This window comes from Microcoleus sp. B4-D4, assembly GCF_036705185.1.
Taxonomy (GTDB): Bacteria; Cyanobacteriota; Cyanobacteriia; order Cyanobacteriales; family Microcoleaceae; genus Microcoleus.
In genome coordinates, this window is the sequence record NZ_JAUBTX010000025.1 from 20,914 (window position 1) to 36,528 (window position 15,615).

General features: G+C 45.4%; 12 protein-coding genes. 3 read left to right on the top strand and 9 right to left on the bottom strand.

What is annotated here, in order from left to right:
- Positions 1-123 precede the first annotated feature (123 nt).
- The 7 genes from QUB13_RS18485 to QUB13_RS18515 all read right to left on the bottom strand — a co-directional run bounded on the left by QUB13_RS18485 (position 124) and on the right by QUB13_RS18515 (position 10,913).
- Entirely contained in the window at positions 124-2,409 is a 2,286-nt protein-coding gene (locus tag QUB13_RS18485) for a serine/threonine phosphatase (RefSeq protein WP_333383192.1), read from the bottom strand.
- A gap of 332 nt (positions 2,410-2,741) precedes the next feature.
- Entirely contained in the window at positions 2,742-5,306 is a 2,565-nt protein-coding gene (locus tag QUB13_RS18490; protein ID WP_333383195.1) for a single-stranded-DNA-specific exonuclease RecJ, read from the bottom strand.
- A 478-nt stretch (positions 5,307-5,784) separates the two neighbouring features.
- A complete protein-coding gene (locus QUB13_RS18495; protein WP_333383198.1) occupies positions 5,785-6,600 on the bottom strand; it encodes a PD-(D/E)XK nuclease family protein in 816 nt (271 codons plus the stop codon).
- Between the two features lie 160 nt (positions 6,601-6,760).
- A complete protein-coding gene (locus QUB13_RS18500) occupies positions 6,761-7,408 on the bottom strand; it encodes a Uma2 family endonuclease (RefSeq protein ID WP_333088086.1) in 648 nt (215 codons plus the stop codon).
- A 79-nt stretch (positions 7,409-7,487) separates the two neighbouring features.
- Complete coding sequence (locus QUB13_RS18505) at positions 7,488-8,156, bottom strand: Uma2 family endonuclease (RefSeq protein ID WP_333383201.1); 669 nt, start codon at positions 8,154-8,156, stop codon at positions 7,488-7,490.
- Between the two features lie 193 nt (positions 8,157-8,349).
- Positions 8,350-8,934 carry a PAP/fibrillin family protein gene (locus QUB13_RS18510; RefSeq protein ID WP_333383204.1) on the bottom strand — a complete coding sequence of 195 codons (585 nt, stop codon included), beginning with the start codon at positions 8,932-8,934 and terminating at the stop codon, positions 8,350-8,352.
- 299 nt (positions 8,935-9,233) lie between these two features.
- Positions 9,234-10,913 carry a glycosyltransferase family 4 protein gene (locus QUB13_RS18515; protein ID WP_333383207.1) on the bottom strand — a complete coding sequence of 560 codons (1,680 nt, stop codon included), beginning with the start codon at positions 10,911-10,913 and terminating at the stop codon, positions 9,234-9,236.
- A 391-nt stretch (positions 10,914-11,304) separates the two neighbouring features.
- On the opposite strand from QUB13_RS18515, the gene QUB13_RS18520 reads away from it, so the two are divergent.
- The 3 genes from QUB13_RS18520 to QUB13_RS18530 all read left to right on the top strand — a co-directional run bounded on the left by QUB13_RS18520 (position 11,305) and on the right by QUB13_RS18530 (position 13,996).
- Positions 11,305-11,544, top strand: a complete 240-nt coding sequence (locus QUB13_RS18520; RefSeq protein WP_194010307.1) for a DUF3134 domain-containing protein — start codon at positions 11,305-11,307, stop codon at positions 11,542-11,544.
- A gap of 130 nt (positions 11,545-11,674) precedes the next feature.
- The gene (mraY, locus tag QUB13_RS18525) at positions 11,675-12,790 is read left to right on the top strand and encodes a phospho-N-acetylmuramoyl-pentapeptide-transferase (protein WP_333383211.1); all 1,116 of its coding nucleotides are present in this window, start codon (positions 11,675-11,677) and stop codon (positions 12,788-12,790) included.
- Between the two features lie 216 nt (positions 12,791-13,006).
- Entirely contained in the window at positions 13,007-13,996 is a 990-nt protein-coding gene (locus QUB13_RS18530) for a glycosyltransferase (protein ID WP_333383213.1), read from the top strand.
- A 32-nt stretch (positions 13,997-14,028) separates the two neighbouring features.
- Here QUB13_RS18530 and QUB13_RS18535 read toward each other — a convergent pair whose 3' ends face one another.
- Both QUB13_RS18535 and QUB13_RS18540 read right to left on the bottom strand, forming a co-directional pair.
- Positions 14,029-14,964 carry a DUF4214 domain-containing protein gene (locus QUB13_RS18535; protein WP_333383216.1) on the bottom strand — a complete coding sequence of 312 codons (936 nt, stop codon included), beginning with the start codon at positions 14,962-14,964 and terminating at the stop codon, positions 14,029-14,031.
- 182 nt (positions 14,965-15,146) lie between these two features.
- A complete protein-coding gene (locus QUB13_RS18540) occupies positions 15,147-15,305 on the bottom strand; it encodes a hypothetical protein (protein ID WP_333383219.1) in 159 nt (52 codons plus the stop codon).
- Positions 15,306-15,615 lie beyond the last annotated feature (310 nt).

Genomic DNA, 15,615 nt, shown 5'->3' on the forward strand with positions numbered 1-15,615 from the left:
TAAGAGGACAGAAAGTCAAGCCTTGCCCGGAAAAGGCCGTTCCTGTTCTCGAACGCCCAACAATTACAGTTTTAACCTAGCGGGCGAGGGCGCTGCTTTGGAACAGTGGACAGCATCCAAATTCTAAAATCGAAATGCGCCTACCTGGGCGCGAATGATAATTGCCGTGAGGTTGTCGTGACCGTTGCGTTTGTTGCCTAATTCAATCAACTCGGCAACTCCGCGATCGAGATTAGCTTGGGGATTCAACAGGGGTTCGAGAGTGCTGGGCCAATTAGTTTCGAGCAAATCATTATCTGTCAGACCGTCGGAGGCCAAAATCAATAAAGTATCTTCGCACAAGTCTAAAAACTGCACGTCAGGCTTGAGAAAATTACCGTCTCGCGGGCCGAGGGCTTGAGTTAGTTGATAGGCGTCGGGACGGGAATAAGCAGTTTCCGGGTCAATCCCGCGCTTAATTTCGCGCTGTCCGACTTCGTGGTCTGAGGTAATTTTTTCTAGGGGCTGGCCTTTTCTGAGTCGGTAGAGGCGGCTGTCACCGACGTGGGCCACGGCGAATTTGGTGTCTTGAACTAAGACTGCGACTAAAGTTGTACCCATGCGGGCGCTGCCGGAGCGTTTGTCGTTTTGATTGATTTCAAAGATGGCTTTGTTGGCGAGGATCACTCCTTCGCGGATGGTGTCGGCCTGGGGGAGTTGATTTTCCCAACAGTTTTGAAAGAAGTCTCTGAGGGTTTCAGCGGCTAGTTGACTTGCTACTTCTCCGCTGTCGTGTCCGCCCATCCCGTCGCAGAGAATGTAAAGCCCTTTGGTTTGAAAGATGCGACCGAAGCAGGTTTCGAGTTTGTCTATCTGAGTCCAGATGCTGAAGAAGTCTTCGTTGTGGTCGCGGGTGCGGCCGACATCGGTGAGGCCTGAGTCTTCTAAGCTGTACATCTGGACTGGCATGGGCTGCGTTAAGACTTCGCCAGCGTCGGAGGGCGAGTTGTCGGGGATGCTATTTTGGAAACGGGTGGGGGTTAGGGTTAAGGTTGCTGCTGGTGGGGTTTGGAGTTCGAGGGGAACGGTTTCTAGGCGCGATCGCAATTCTTCGATGGTGTCAATCTCGCCTCGGTACATTTGTTGCAGCAGTTCCAGCAATGCGCCAAACTGAGTGCGAGCGGACTGGTTAAATATCGTCTCCCACAATTGCCCCAAATCTATTAGTTGCAGGTTTGAGCCGGCGGGTTCGGGATAGAGGTATTGCATCCGCAAAGAGGCAAAGGAAAAGGAAGTGTCGGGGTTGACTCGCAAATTTGTCAGTTCCAGCAAGCTTTGCCGACAGCGCCAAGGTTCTAGGGCTGCCCACAGTTCTGTCATTTCGTGCAGCCAGTACACAATTTGCTGGATGGATGTTTCCGGCTGACTCCACCGTTCTACCAGCAGCGGCCATTGGGAGCAGTTTTCTAGCAGCAGCACTGCCTGTTTGTTGTCTGACCAGCTATCGTGAATGACTGGCAGGTTGTGAGAGAATTGCCAGCGGAGTGCTAGATAAGGTTCGGCTATGCCTTGGCAAAGCTCTGCTAAGGCCGAATTGGTCGAATTGTCTCCGTCTTGGATTGCTTTGTAGGGTGAAGTTCGTTTGGCGACGCTGGCAGAGTTGGCTGCTAACATTGCTTTGAGCGGTGACATTTGCAGCGGCTGAGTGTCTAATACTTTTACTGCTACTGTGTCTGAGGGTTTTCTCGCCGGCAGGGTTTCTAGGAGTTGGTAACGCTGCTGGCGGTCTAGATAATCTCCCGCAGGCTGGGAAGAAATTAAATATTCGGAATTGGGGACGGGGATTTCTGGGGATTGGGGAGATGCGACCTCGGGGTTCTCTGTTGTTTGTGGGGGCGGAGCTGGCTGTGGTGCGGTGATGAAATTGCTTTCAGATAAGGTTATTTCGCGCTCTGGTGCTGTTATAGAGCTTTTTTGGTCTGTTTGCAAGGATGCGGGGACGATCGCCTCCACGATGTTTTCTGGGTCAATATTTTCTGGGCTGCTGAATTCGGCGGCATCGGGCTGCGGAGAATTTGGTGCGGCGGCTGTTGCTGCGTCGGCGGTAATTTCTGTTTTAATCGGGTTGGCGATCGGTTCGGGAGAGTTTTGGGCTGATGCGGTTTGTGGAAGGTTGTCGGTTTTTTGGGCAAATTCGGCTGGGGGTATGGTTGACTGGTCTGGCGGGACTGCTAGAAATTTCGACGGACTGCAGATAATTGCCCGCCACACTTGACCTGTTGCGACTCCGCAATTTTGACATAATGCGGCGCTAACAGCGACTTGGGCTCCGCATTCATGGCAAGGTTTGTAAATTAGGGAATTTCCGCATTGTTGACAAAACTTGTTTAGATTGGGATTTTCAAATTGGCAGCGGGGACAGAGGATCATAGGGCTTTTAAATTGGAGATGTGCGATCGACTCAAAGCGGTGGGGAAGTTTTTGGTTTTGGGCTGTGAGTTATGACTTTTGAGTTTTTGGGCGTGACTCGCAAGGGATAACTCCCATTGTCCTATGCCTTATTTTACCGGCATCAATTGAGAACTAAGATATTTATTAGAACTGAGTTGTTGTACCGGCGTCAGGAATCGGTCTGTCAAGCGATCTCCACAACAAAGTTTTTTGCTTCACAACCTTTGGGGCCCCGCGCCACCAGCGTAAGCGTGAACTCATAGTTGGACAAAGCCCGAAGCCCCTGTTTAACAATGGTTGCAAAGATTAGGTTAAAAGAAATTTTCTGTATAATCTTCTTGGACAACGGTTTCTCGGGCGATCGACACAATGGTGGAAAGGGGTACTTCACAAAAATATTTCCTGCGGAATTGTTCTTCGGAGACTGCTGCTAGGAATTGCGCTACAAAACCGACTGCTGGCGGAAAATTGGGCTCGTCGAATTGGGTTGAGGGACTAGAAAATAAGGCTTTGGAGATTTTCTCTCCCTTTTCTGCGGTTTCCGGTTGTCTGGTGATGTGAAAAGCTCGATCGCGATAATTGACTTGGAAACCGAGATTTTTTAGGGTTGTGAACCCCCATCGCAGGGGTGTGTCGCCGATGCCTAGTTTTTGAGTTAGTTGGTGCCTGGTGACTGGTTTGTTGGTGCGGCTGAGGTATTTGGCGATGCCGATAAGCTGTTGGCAGATTTGCTGTGGGGGCAATGGTGGGGGTAAACTGTAGGCGATCGCCAGTTTTTGCTTAGTCTGCTGCGCTTTCCGAAACCAGATCCGCAGTTCGTCCCAGCTTGCTGGACATTCTTTGAGGATAATTGAGTTTTCGCGATCGGCTATTTCCAAATAGTCGGGATTTTCTGCCAGCATTTGAGATCCCAAGTTTCTGCTAGCTGCTAACAACTCTTCATCGTTATTTCTATTCCGCCAGTCTACAATCCAATCTATTTTTGTCTGGGGATTAACTTGTTTCTCATCCCTGGATTCCTGCACAGAAATCAACCGCACTTCATAGTCCGACGTGTAAGTATTGAAATCAAGTTCGACAGTTGCATCGCACCGCCCTTGGGGAACTTCGTCTCGGTAGTGTCCCCACCAAATGCCGGGAAATCCTGTATCGCTAGATTCATCCCAAACTTCAAAAGAAGTTTTGATATACTTTACTTGGTTTCCTTTTAAATCTTGAATATTCTTATTTTTGATATTCTGAAACCAGCAGTTTTCAACCAGCAATTTTGGTGCAGGGTTGCCCATGCCGCAAGGTTCGAGCAATTTGAGTTCTTGAAATAACTCTTTTCCTAACTCGGTTACAGTAATTTTTAAATCTGCTTGAACGGAGGCTGCTGTTAAACTATCTGGGCTGTATTGTTGTCGGAGTTGTTGATTTACGGCATCGGTAAATATAGGAATATTTTCAACAGGGAGACTCAATCCGGCGGCGAAGGGATGACCGCCGAATCTGTCCAATAAATGCGCTTGGTCTTTGACTAATTGGTAAAGGTCGATTTGATTGGCGGAACGCGCCGAACCCCTGGCTATTGGGGATTTGGAATTTAGGATTTGGGATGGAGAAAGTGTTGCCAAATCCGGGTTTAAAGAATCAATTACTTGTGTTTCCGCAAGACTGGGGTTAATTTTTTCGCTTCCTTCTGTGCAGAATAAAATTACCGGGCGGCCGTATTCCTGGGCGATTTGTCCTGCGACTAATCCTAATACTCCTACGGGCCATTGGGGGTCGCTGAGGACAATAACGCTAGTAGTTGAAAGGTCGAGTTTGGCGAGTTTTTCGGCTGCATCTTTGGCAACATCTTTTTGTAAAGATTTGCGTCGGGTGTTGGCAATTTCGGTTAAATTTGCTAGTTCTTCGCAGCGTTTTTTGTCGCGGCTGGTGAGGAGTTCTACGCAGAATTTGGCGTCGCCTTGAATGCGGCTGACGGCGTTGATTCTGGGGCCAATGCCGAAGGAAATGTCGGTTGGGCGATCGCCTGTTCTTTTGCACAAATCGAGCAATTTTGCAACTCCCGGACGGGTGGGATTTGTGATTTGTTTTTGCAGTTGTTCTATGCCGATTTGTGCTAAATGGCGGCTGTCTCCTGTAAGTTGGACTAAATCGGCAATTAAGCCGATCGCCACTAATTCCAATAAATCTGTGAGCGGGCGCTGCGGAATATCCGGCAGTGTGTGATACAATGCTTCGATTAATTTGTAAGCTACCGCAACGCCAGACAGGTTAAACAGTTGGTGGTTGGAGGGAAAGTAGCGGGGATTGATGATTGCTGTCGCTGGCGGGCGATCGTCCGGTAATGTATGATGATCCGTGATAATTGTATCGATATTTAAGCTAGTAGCATATTCGATTTCAGCAATATTTGTACTGCCGGTATCGCAGGTAATAATTAAGCTAATTCCAGATTCATGTAATTTATCTATGCCGGGGATATTGAGTCCGTGAGATTCAGTTAAGCGGTTGGGAATGTAATAAGTTAGTTGGTCATTTTGAACAAAAAACTCTCCCAATCCGTCCCAAAGTACCGATGTTGAAGTTATGCCATCGGCATCGAAATCTCCCCAGATTGCGACTTTCTCGCTGTTGTTTATTGCTTGCTGAATTCGTGCGATCGCCCAGTTCATTTCTAGTCCGAATTCAAACGGACTTGCTGGCTGGTAAAGTTGGGGGTTTAGAAAACCAGGGATTAGTTCTGGATTGTCAATTCCTCTGTGCCAGAGAAGTGCCGCCGCATAGTTTCCGGGGAGTCCTGGCGCGTGTTTTCTAACAGCTTGGATTAGCCAATCGGGGGGTTGGGCTATGGGTTGATTTTGCCAATTTTGAGTTAATTCGACCATTTTATTTTAGATATTTAAATTGATTTTTTGAGTAACTAAGTTAACCATAATTCTGTAGGGACGGGTTCACCAACAATCTTTAATTAAAATCCACAATATAGCCTTTCTCAAGCGTGGTGAGGTATGCCCAATGCCCAATGCCCAATGCCCTATGCCCGACAGTACCTCATCTTTGGCTTGAAAGGCTATATCTATAAACCCGCCCCTCGCTTGCTAACAAATCAGAAACCCGTTTTCTTCCTAAATTTCTCGTTTATAGCCGCAAAAATTCGTATAAACCGGGTTTCTAGCATCCCAATGCGTCCAAGATTGAAACTGTCCGAAGATTTTGCATAGTAAAAGGTTTAATTATATCGCGTCCTGTCGGTTGACTGCAATAAAATTGGTTCGCAGCATCGCACAGAAGTCGTGTGAAACTGCGGATTTAAGTCCGCACTACAAACTGTTTTTTATTATGGTCGATCGACCGAACATAATATTAAATAGATATTTCCTCGATTATAGCAAGATTTGGCAGCCAATTTGCGGGAGTTTCTGCCGGAAGGTTTAGTGAGGAAATTTGGGTGTCTTGGGTGCGGTTGCATCTAGTGGCGAATTGACAGGAATCGCACAGATTGGCACTAATTTCTACTTGCGGGAAGAATTCGCCGCCTTCTGTATAGCGCTGTCGCCAGTCGGTTAGCTGCTGCAATATTTGGGTTAAATCTTGTTTGGTGCGATCGTGTTCTGTTTGATTGTAAGAAAATGTGAGTTTTTGTGGCGGTTCTTTTCCTTGGAATTGGACGAACCAGTATGTCATAGAAACTTGTTCGGGGGAATAATCGCTGGTTTCGACTAAGACGTATAAATAGAGGCGAGTTTGCCAACTTTCGGCTATCCATTTAGATTTTTGAGGGCGGGGATAGGTTTTCCAGTCGAGGATTTGGGCTGTGTTGGGTTCGGCGATTAATAAATCGTAGATAACTGTGAATAGGTAGTCTTGAAAAATTAAGATGCGCGGATGTTCGGCTTGACGGAAAATGCGATCGCTACTTTCTGAGTTTGCGAAAAGTTCGGGGGCGGCGTTGATAAATGCTGCTACACAGCGCCCCAGTTCGGCGTCTTGTTGGATGATGGATTCAATGGGAAGTCCGAGTTCTCGCTGCTGCATCAAGAGGTGAAAGTGGCTACCCAATGTGAGTTTTTCTTTGTGTTCTGGGGATGCGGTGGTGGCGAGGAGTTCTAGGTAGCTGTATTGAAATTTGCGGGGGCATTCTTCGAGGATTTTGAGTTGGGTTTGGGAGAGTCGGAGCATTTTTATTTAGGAGATATTAAGGATTTTTGGTAAAGTTTTGTTGTGCAAATTATCAAATTTAGGCGTATCCAGCCTGGACGACTTGGAGAAACGTCTCACAAATCATTGAGGATTGCTATAGCTATTGAATACGATCGCCCTTTTCCCATCCCAAATCCATTCATAACGATCGCAATACCTCTTCAAACTCTCGCAGCGCCACACTAGAACCAATCTGCCAAGCGCGATCGCAATATTGAGGAATTAGCGTTTTGAGATCGTAACCGGGAAACCAGCGACTCGTTTGAGACTCTCGATACTGCTGTGACTCGAACTGATAAATGAATAATTGACTTTGACGGTAAACCCAGAGTTCCAAAGGTGCGATCGCTTGATAATCCTCTGGTTTAGTAGTGCAAGTCAGGTCAATTTCAATCGCTAAATCTGGGGGTGGATCTGTTTCTAAATCAATGCGCTCATTGCCTAATATCTGTTCCCTATTCTCGATATAAAAACAGTAATCTGGTTCAATTCCCTGTTGGTTAATCCGCTTCAGCGTAATTGGGGTAAATGCGTCCCAATCTCTGCCGACATGACGTAGCAAAGCTTTGACAAAATCTGCCAGTATATCTGCATTCTTACCGTGTCTTGGCAATGGTGACATAATTCTAATTTCTTGAGTCTTGCTACTGTAACGAATTCTCAATCCAGCTTTATCCTCTCGACTGGCTAGCAATGCCTCGTAATCTTCCCAAGTTCTAAATCGCAGAATGAGTTCGTCTCCTGCTGCGAGAGAAATTGTATCTTCAGTAATTGTTGGTAATACCATATTTTTCAATTCCCGGTCAATATGACTTCTTCCTAATCATAGCAAAGTTAGAGTTAGCATTCGCACGTTCCCAAACAACCTACAAGTACCCAATTTGTTGAGCAAACCACATTGCCGCCGTCCCATTTCCTTCAGTCAAAAGTTTCAAAGTCTCCGACAGCAAAGCAATTGGCAATCCCTCAAGTGCTACAGAAAATTCGCACTGCTCATATTTTCCATTCTCCTGCAATCGAAATGCTAATACTCTCACACCATTAATATCTACTACCCAATATTCAGGAATTCCCAAAGCAGCATACAAGCGCTTTTTTTCATCTAAATCGCTCGTCAAAGTAGTATCGGAAATCTCTGCGACTAAATCGGGAACTCGTGAATTATTGAGGTTAATGCGTCGCGGTTCTCCTTTTTGGGATTGGTGGAAGTCTCCGCCAATGTATAAAACTTTATCGGGTGCACCTGAACCCACTTTAGGTTTTTCAATGACACAACCGCTAAGAGAATCAAAATTTTGTCCTGCTTTGGTGGTAAACCACACAAAAAATATGATTGTAAAAATATCGTTAAATCTGGCGTGTTGAGGCCCTTCGTTACCCATGTTTATCCAAATATATTCTTCGTGAAAGAATATTTTTGCTTGCTCAAATTTGGGATTTTCGCAAGCAGCTACATAATCTTCCCATGTCGCGGGTTGCCATTGAGGAATTTCGTCCGCTTTAGGAAGGATGAATTTTGCAGTTGTAGAAGTCATAATTCAAAACCAAATTAAGGATAACTTTGTCCTAAATGAAGTTGATAGTTATCTGCTGGGAACCAAGAAACCCGGTTTTTGCTGACAAGACACGTTACCAACCGCAAAAACCGCAAAAAAGCTGATTTCTTTATCATTTTAGATCGATCGCAACTTTCAAGCAAAAGATCGATCGCACTCAAACATCACAAAATCACTCTTTTGTCAAGACAAAAACACTTCCTTCATTGCCGCGCCCGATCCGCAAATCGCCATCTAAATAAGTAATATCCAGCCATCCCTGCTGTTCCCGCGCATCCAGCTTGAAATCTACAGCAGCAAACTTTTTCCCCGACTCAATCTCATCGATATATTTTGCCGGAGATTCATAGCCAATCAACCTGCTTAAACCCAAAATCGATCGCTCAAATTTCACCTGCACTCGCCGTTCAGAGGTAGCCTCAAATCTCGCAGCTACGCTGACAATTCCTTCTAAATAAGGCAATCCGTAAACTTCGGCAATGTTATAAATTTTTGATTCTTTGACGCGGATAGATTGATAAATTTGACCTAATTTTAACAGCGGAAAACTGTCAATATTCAACAGGGCGCGGCTGCTGGTGTACAACAACCGCCAATCACCTTCTAAAAGCTCTGCGGCTTCGACGGGGCGAGATGTGGGGTTGTAATCTTCCAATTGGGCGATCGCACTTAAAATCGCCTGTTTGTCGTTGGGAGTCGCCAGCAAACCGCGATTCTTACCAGCAATTATCTCTAATAGTGCAGATTTTTTAAGCATAATTTTTTAAGAGTCAGTAGTCAGTAGTCAGTAGTCAGTAGTCAGTAGTCAGTAGTCAGTAGTCAGTAGTCAGTAGTCAGTAGTCGGTAGTCATTAGTCATTAGTCATTAGCAGTTTTTAGGGGCGGATTTAGCTAAGGATATATGATACAAATGACTGAAAAAATGGCAAAGCCCGCCCTCTTCTTCTCTGTACGTAGTGCGAACCCTAGATTTATTTTAATCTTCAGTCTAGCCGCGAAAATCGTTTGATAAGGAGTGGTTTCAACCGCCGAATCTTATTCGATTTAGCATGAACCATTACCGATTCCCAATGACTAACACGCCAAATTTTACGAGATAGAGTAGCGTCCGATACAGGTGCGCTAATTCTTGCTCGTTTTTGGCATAAAGCCTGAGAATTTCGCCCGCGCTGACAGTACCTTTTTGCTCGATCGCCTTTAACATCTCCATCTGAATCTTAACAGAGATTCTTCGGTCTTGACCGAAACTGCTAAACCAAATAGTCTGCAACTCTTTCAGAAGTTCTGGTGTGGCGATCGCACCCAGACTCAGCACCATATCATTGGTTAAAGTTCTAGTCGCATAATGGCCCAACACCCGAAACGGATCGTCGCTTAGCGGATAAGGCGGTTTCCCTGGTTTTAAAGGTGCCGATTCCGGTGCCGAAATCCGAATTTCTGCTAATTCCCGCCACAACTGTTCGTAAGCAGCAATTACTACTTTCCAATCATAAATCTCCCTCGCCCTTTGTCGGGCATTTTCACCCATCCGCTTTCTCAATTCCGCGCTGTCAATTAACAGACACAAAGCACGGGTACAAGCATCAATATCAACTGCTGTGGCTAAGGAAGTGTGACCCATGTAAGTCGGCCAATTCAAACTACCGTCGAGATAATTTAAGGCTAAATCCAAACAAACTTCTGGCGGCGGGATGAGTGTGGGAATGCGGAAGCCATCGATTTCGTGGCGTACTGATTCTTTGTATCCGTTCCAATCAGAAACTATGGCCGGCAGTCCGTTAGCCATTGCTTCGATTGGTGTCAGTCCGAAGGTTTCTTGAATGTTATCGGAAAGCGAAATAAAAATGTCGGCGGCCGACCAAATATTAATTCTAATTTCCGGCTTTCTGCCGTCTAAAAAAATAGCATTTACCGAGGGACAAAATATTTGCGCGCTATTTTTAAAGTCGGGTTCTTCTCTCAAATCTTCGATCCAACCGGCTTGAATTAGGTGGATTTTAGCTTTAGTCTGCTGTGCTGCCCGTTCTAAAGCGATGTACATTGGTACGGGATGGGCTTTTGCCGAAAAAGTTAATCTACCGACAAACAACACAACAATATCGCCGGGAGAAATGCCGAGTTCTTGTCGCTGTTGGCGGCGGCTGTTAACTGCTTCCACACCCTGCGGAAACGCGCTGCAATCGACTCCTAGGGGAATAATTGGCAATTTGATCAAAATTTCCGGTTGACCGCCGTTGCGCTGCGCTAAATATTCTGACCACTGCGTCAAAACTCCTTCTACTGCTGTTTTCACGGCCCCAGAGGTGCAGATCAGCGCGTCCCAAGGCTGTGTCGGTGCGGCGATCGAATCGCCGATCGCCTCCATGACATATTTTGTACCGATTGTGTGGGTAACGCCGCAAATGCTGTAGGCCCGCTGATCGACAAATCTGCGCGCCCAAGCCAGGTCTGCCAGGGCCGGATCGGGTCGGTAAATTGTCCCCGGTTGAGATAGCAAATCCGATCGTTGTGTGGGAATCCAGCGGACTTTCCGAGGTGTTTCCAGCCAAGGTTCGATGCGGGCACAAAATTCCTCAAAAGTGGTTTGGCTATCTGCACAACAGTAGAGAGAGTCAGCGGTGCCGTGTTGGACTAAGCTTTTGAGAAATCCTTCTCCGGCTGCATGACGCCCCAGAAGTCTCTTTCCTGTGGTGTCGTAACCCTCTTTGTTGTATAAAACGGCTGCGGTGGTATCCATCCTGAGATTTATTGCTTGAGAGTTGACTGAACAATGTAGAGGGTATTCGCCATCAGGCTTCACTCGAAAACCAGGAGAGTGTTGTGAATCTGCCGCTTGCCAGAGAGCCCTGCGTCCTGGATCTGTTAAAGGGCGATCGTCTCAGATTACAATACTTACGGCTAAAAAAGGATTGGCAAGAGCGGATTTTAGTGTTATTCTGGGGCCCATGCTCGGGACAAGTTCCTTTTCGGTCTGCCATCCTATCGAGATCCGGAAGCAAACAGTCTCTGTGGTATAATGCCCTAGCGCTGCTAAATGCCGGATGTGCAAGCGATTGATCGAAAGAGCAGTCACTCGGCAAAATATTACCTCTACTCGATCGCGTCTTTCCGTTTAGAAACCGAGAATCATGTATAACCCATCTCTGCGCCAAATCCCTCGCCACTTGCCTGCCGACGTAATTCCATTAAAGCAGGAATCATCTCTTTTAGACTGGTTGGAATCTCAGAATCGCCTGTTAGCAAGGGATGTCCAAGAACCCAACTATCTCAACGAAGAAGAATTTCCCGAACTGATGGCAGTTGACGACAATCCTTACGATGATTTAGAAGAAGAAGCGGAAGATGATGCCGGTGCAGGCGACGAATAACGGATAACAGGGTGAAAGAATCAACCGGAAACAGGGAATAAAAACTAAGAGATTTTGCAATCTCCGGTATCCCACCCTATTCCTCAATTGTCAATTGCTTATTCTCAAATGGTGTGTGTGCAGGAGTGATATGGATAACTTTGTCGATGAAAGAATCCCTTTTAGTATACCTTTCAAACTTACAGGTCGGAATTTATTGCTCGTGCTGGGTTTTGGACTTGGCATTGTAGCGATCGGTTTAGATGTAGCATCTGGCAGATTTTTGAATTTGCCTCGATCGCTATTTTTACCGCTAGTGGTTTGTGCTTTCGTTGCATCGGGATTGGGCTATCTAGTAGTTCCCGTACTCCAAAAACTGAAAGCAGGACAAATAATTCGCGAAGACGGCCCCCAAGCCCACTTGAAAAAAGCCGGAACTCCAACAATGGGCGGAGTTTTTTTTGTACCGGCGGGAGTCGCAGTCGCTTTACTCTGGTCTAATTTTAACTCAGACGTTGTGGCAGTATCGGCTTTAACTTTAGCTTACTGTTTCATCGGCTGGCTGGATGACTGGCAAATTCTGCGCCACAAGTCGAATAAAGGTATTTCACCTCGGATGAAATTGGCTTTGCAAATAGGTTTTGCAGCTTTATTTTGTCTGTGGTTAATGTTGCACAATCCAGCAATTTCTACGAATATTGCTTTGCCTTTCGGTTGGGTATTGCCTTTGGGTTTGCTGTTTTGGCCGCTGGCGGGTTTTGTGTTAGTTGCTGAAAGCAATGCTACTAATCTTACCGACGGCATTGATGGGTTGATGGGAGGTTTAGGGGCGATCGCACTTTTGGGATTAGGCGCATCTGTAGCCTCAACTTCTCCAGAATTAATGATATTTTGCGCCTGCATTAGCGGCAGTTGTCTCGGTTTCTTAACTCACAATCGCAATCCAGCCAAAGTGTTTATGGGCGATACAGGGGCCTTAGCTTTGGGCGGTGCGTTGGGTGCGGTAGCTTTATTAACAAACAGCCTTTGGATATTATTAATTATCAGCGGGATTTTCTTTGTAGAAACGCTGTCGGTAATTGCTCAAGTAGGTTATTACAAAGCTACAAAAGGCCCGGATGGCATCGGCAAGCGTCTGTTAAAAATGGCTCCGCTGCACCATCATTTAGAACTGTGCGGCTGGCTGGAAACTCAGGTTGTTGGTATCTTTTACTTAACTAACGGGGTGTTAGTGTTAATGATTTTGATGTTGTCTAGCAATAGTTAACAGCGGATTATTAATAGACTTTACAGCATATGTAGCTGATGTTTTCTGCCATGTTAAAAAACAAATAAGATGCCCGTTCCACAAGAACTCAATGCAGTTGTGGAACGGGCATTTTGCCAGTTTTAGATTAAAAAAAGCCTCAAAAAAGGTAAAATAAAACTGGTTCGTAGTAAGGACTTTAGTCCTGATTGACTCAACAACCAGCAGAGAGGATGAATGAACAGTGCGGAGTTTTTACCCTTTGTTTCGGTTGTGGTACCTGTTTACAACGGTGAGAGGGATTTGCCGGATTTAATCGAGTGTTTGCGATCGCAAACTTACCCGCGACACAGTGTAGAATATCTCATAGTAGACAACAACAGTCGCGATCGCACTTCAGCAATTATCCAAACAGCTACAAACTTGAACCCCCCCTCAGTCCCCCCCTTGGTAAGGGGGGGAGGCAATTTGGATAGAATAACCATTCGCCACCTCACCGAAAACCAGATTCAAAGTTCCTACGCCGCCCGCAATAAAGGGATTCGCGCCTCCACAGGCGAAATCATCGCCTTTACCGATGCAGACTGTCGCCCCGAAACTCAATGGTTGGAAAATTTAGTTAAACCGTTTGCTGACTTAGAAATAGGAATTACCTGCGGTGAAATCCTCGCCCTCCCCGGTAATAGTCTCTTAGAAAAACACGCAGCCCGCGACAATACTTTATCTCAAAAACATACTCTCGCTCACCCTTTTTGTCCCTACGGTCAAACGGCAAACTTAGCTGTACGCAGGCATATTTTAGCACGAGTCGGTTTATTTCGCCCGTACCTTACGAGTGGTGGCGATGCGGATTTGTGCTGGCGGATGTTGCGGGAAACATCCTATAAAATGTATTTTGCCGAAAATGCGATCGTCCGACACCGCCACCGTTCTACAATAAAACAGTTGCAAAGTCAATGGTATCGGTACGGCGAATCTAATAAATATTTGCACGAACTCCACGGCGTCGATTTGATGCGTGAATTTACCACAGGCGAATATTTGTATCGGCTGGCTAGGTGGCTGTTAAAAGAGTTGCCGGTTGCTGCGGCTAAAAGTGATCTCGCCCGCCTCGATCTGGTAGATTTGTTACATACGCCGATCGGTCTTTTGAATGTTAGGGCAAGGGCGAGGGGACAGCGACAAGCCAAACTGCCTTTAGCAGCTCGGAAAATCCCACAATTATAACTGTACGTCCGTTATTTTTAAATTTGTTGCGCTTAAATTTGTGCCAATCGAGACTGGGATTCCTTGGGAGATAGGTGGAATTGTGTTAATAAAGTTGATGTTCCTTTCCGCTTCGCTCTCATGTCTAATGCTGTTTGATAAAGTTCCCAATCTTCGCGATTGAGATGTCTTAGCTCATTCACGATTTCGCTGTCCTTCAGTATACTTTTTACCAAAGAGTTATAGCCGTCATATTTGTTTGTGTTTTCATGGGTTATTTGGATTTCTGGCCAATTTAACATCTCGCCAATATCTGTTAAATCATCTTTAAAAAATGCTTGGATTCCTACAAAATCAAAATCAGTTATATTGCGTCCCCCAACGTATTGAGACATTTCATTACGCAGTTTAGGAATCTTGGCAAATTCCACTATATCTAAGTTGTTTTTTTGCAGATAATTGTGCCAACTCTCATCTTCAGTACGAGGGAGAGTTTTCCAAAAAAAATACAAAGAAATTAACCGAAGAATAGGATCTCTCAACCATATTATTTCTTTTATATTAGCATGGCGAAAATACTTTCTCGCAGGAACATGACCGTGTATTACTTTTATTGCTTGCGGATCTGCACCTTCACTTAATGCTAAGGACTCCTGCAAAAAACCAGCGATTTTCTCTATACCGTAAACCTGTGTTAAAGCTATAAAAAAACTTGTTCCTGCCGTTTTTGGTATGTGGTATGACATAATTTCCAAACCGGGCAATCCTAAAATACTTTTTTGCCATTCACTTATAAAATTAAATTCCGGTGACTGCAAAAACGAGCTGAGGATTTCCGACCGTGTAAGTTCGCGGTTTTGCAATTTATGAAGAAATAAGTTTTTACCATCTGCGTCGGAATCGCGTTTAAAATAAGTACGGTAAACTTCTTCCACAAAAGCTTCATCATCAAGTTGCTCTGTTCCTTGCAAAAAATATTTTTCGTTCATCACTAAAGGTTATACACAACAGATAGTAGGTGAAAAAATGTTCCTAACCATAGTATAAATTATAACTGGCGATCGCTTATATGCAAGTGCGATTCATGAATTTACCTGTTTTTAGTATCTCGTTATTGCTCATTTACTCGCGATCGGGCTATTGACAACAGGAGAATATTGGTATCCGCTGGCTAGTGGCTGTTAAAGGAATTACCGATTGCTGCTGCTAAAAGCGATTTTGCCCGCGCCGATCTGGTAGATTTGTTAGATGCGCCGATCGGTCTTTTGAATGTTAGAGCAAGGGCGATCGGACAGCGACAAGCCAAACTGCCTTTAGCAGCACGGGACATTGAGCAGCTTTAATCCTTAGAACAAGACAGGGCGGTAGAAACCTCGTCTGGACAGGCTTGCACCCACTCGAAAGCGGGTTGAAGACCTATGTTGTCCTCTTGGGTATGGAGAGGTGTTCGGCAAGGGAAGTCGAGTCGCAGACGTCGTTTGTGTAAACCAGGTTTCAATCGCCCTCTGATATTTGCATCATATAAGTACAGTTTATCTGTATATAAGTACCCTGAATCAGGGAATATGAAAATTTCAGGCAATCCTTAATATAAAATTAATAAGTCTATTCTGAAGCGCCGGCTTCAAAACGACAAGAAA

Bases quoted from the DNA above. Each gene is read 5' to 3' on its own strand.
- QUB13_RS18515 (WP_333383207.1), bottom strand. From the start codon at position 10,913: ATGGATACCACCGCAGCCGTTTTATACAACAAAGAGGGTTACGACACC.
- QUB13_RS18490 (WP_333383195.1), bottom strand. From the start codon at position 5,306: ATGGTCGAATTAACTCAAAATTGGCAAAATCAACCCATAGCCCAACCC.
- QUB13_RS18535 (WP_333383216.1), bottom strand. From the start codon at position 14,964: ATGAACGAAAAATATTTTTTGCAAGGAACAGAGCAACTTGATGATGAA.
- mraY (WP_333383211.1), top strand. From the start codon at position 11,675: ATGGATAACTTTGTCGATGAAAGAATCCCTTTTAGTATACCTTTCAAA.
- QUB13_RS18485 (WP_333383192.1), bottom strand. From the start codon at position 2,409: ATGATCCTCTGTCCCCGCTGCCAATTTGAAAATCCCAATCTAAACAAG.
- QUB13_RS18500 (WP_333088086.1), bottom strand. From the start codon at position 7,408: ATGGTATTACCAACAATTACTGAAGATACAATTTCTCTCGCAGCAGGA.
- QUB13_RS18510 (WP_333383204.1), bottom strand. From the start codon at position 8,934: ATGCTTAAAAAATCTGCACTATTAGAGATAATTGCTGGTAAGAATCGC.
- QUB13_RS18495 (WP_333383198.1), bottom strand. From the start codon at position 6,600: ATGCTCCGACTCTCCCAAACCCAACTCAAAATCCTCGAAGAATGCCCC.
- QUB13_RS18540 (WP_333383219.1), bottom strand. From the start codon at position 15,305: ATGTCCCGTGCTGCTAAAGGCAGTTTGGCTTGTCGCTGTCCGATCGCC.
- QUB13_RS18530 (WP_333383213.1), top strand. From the start codon at position 13,007: ATGAACAGTGCGGAGTTTTTACCCTTTGTTTCGGTTGTGGTACCTGTT.
- QUB13_RS18505 (WP_333383201.1), bottom strand. From the start codon at position 8,156: ATGACTTCTACAACTGCAAAATTCATCCTTCCTAAAGCGGACGAAATT.
- QUB13_RS18520 (WP_194010307.1), top strand. From the start codon at position 11,305: ATGTATAACCCATCTCTGCGCCAAATCCCTCGCCACTTGCCTGCCGAC.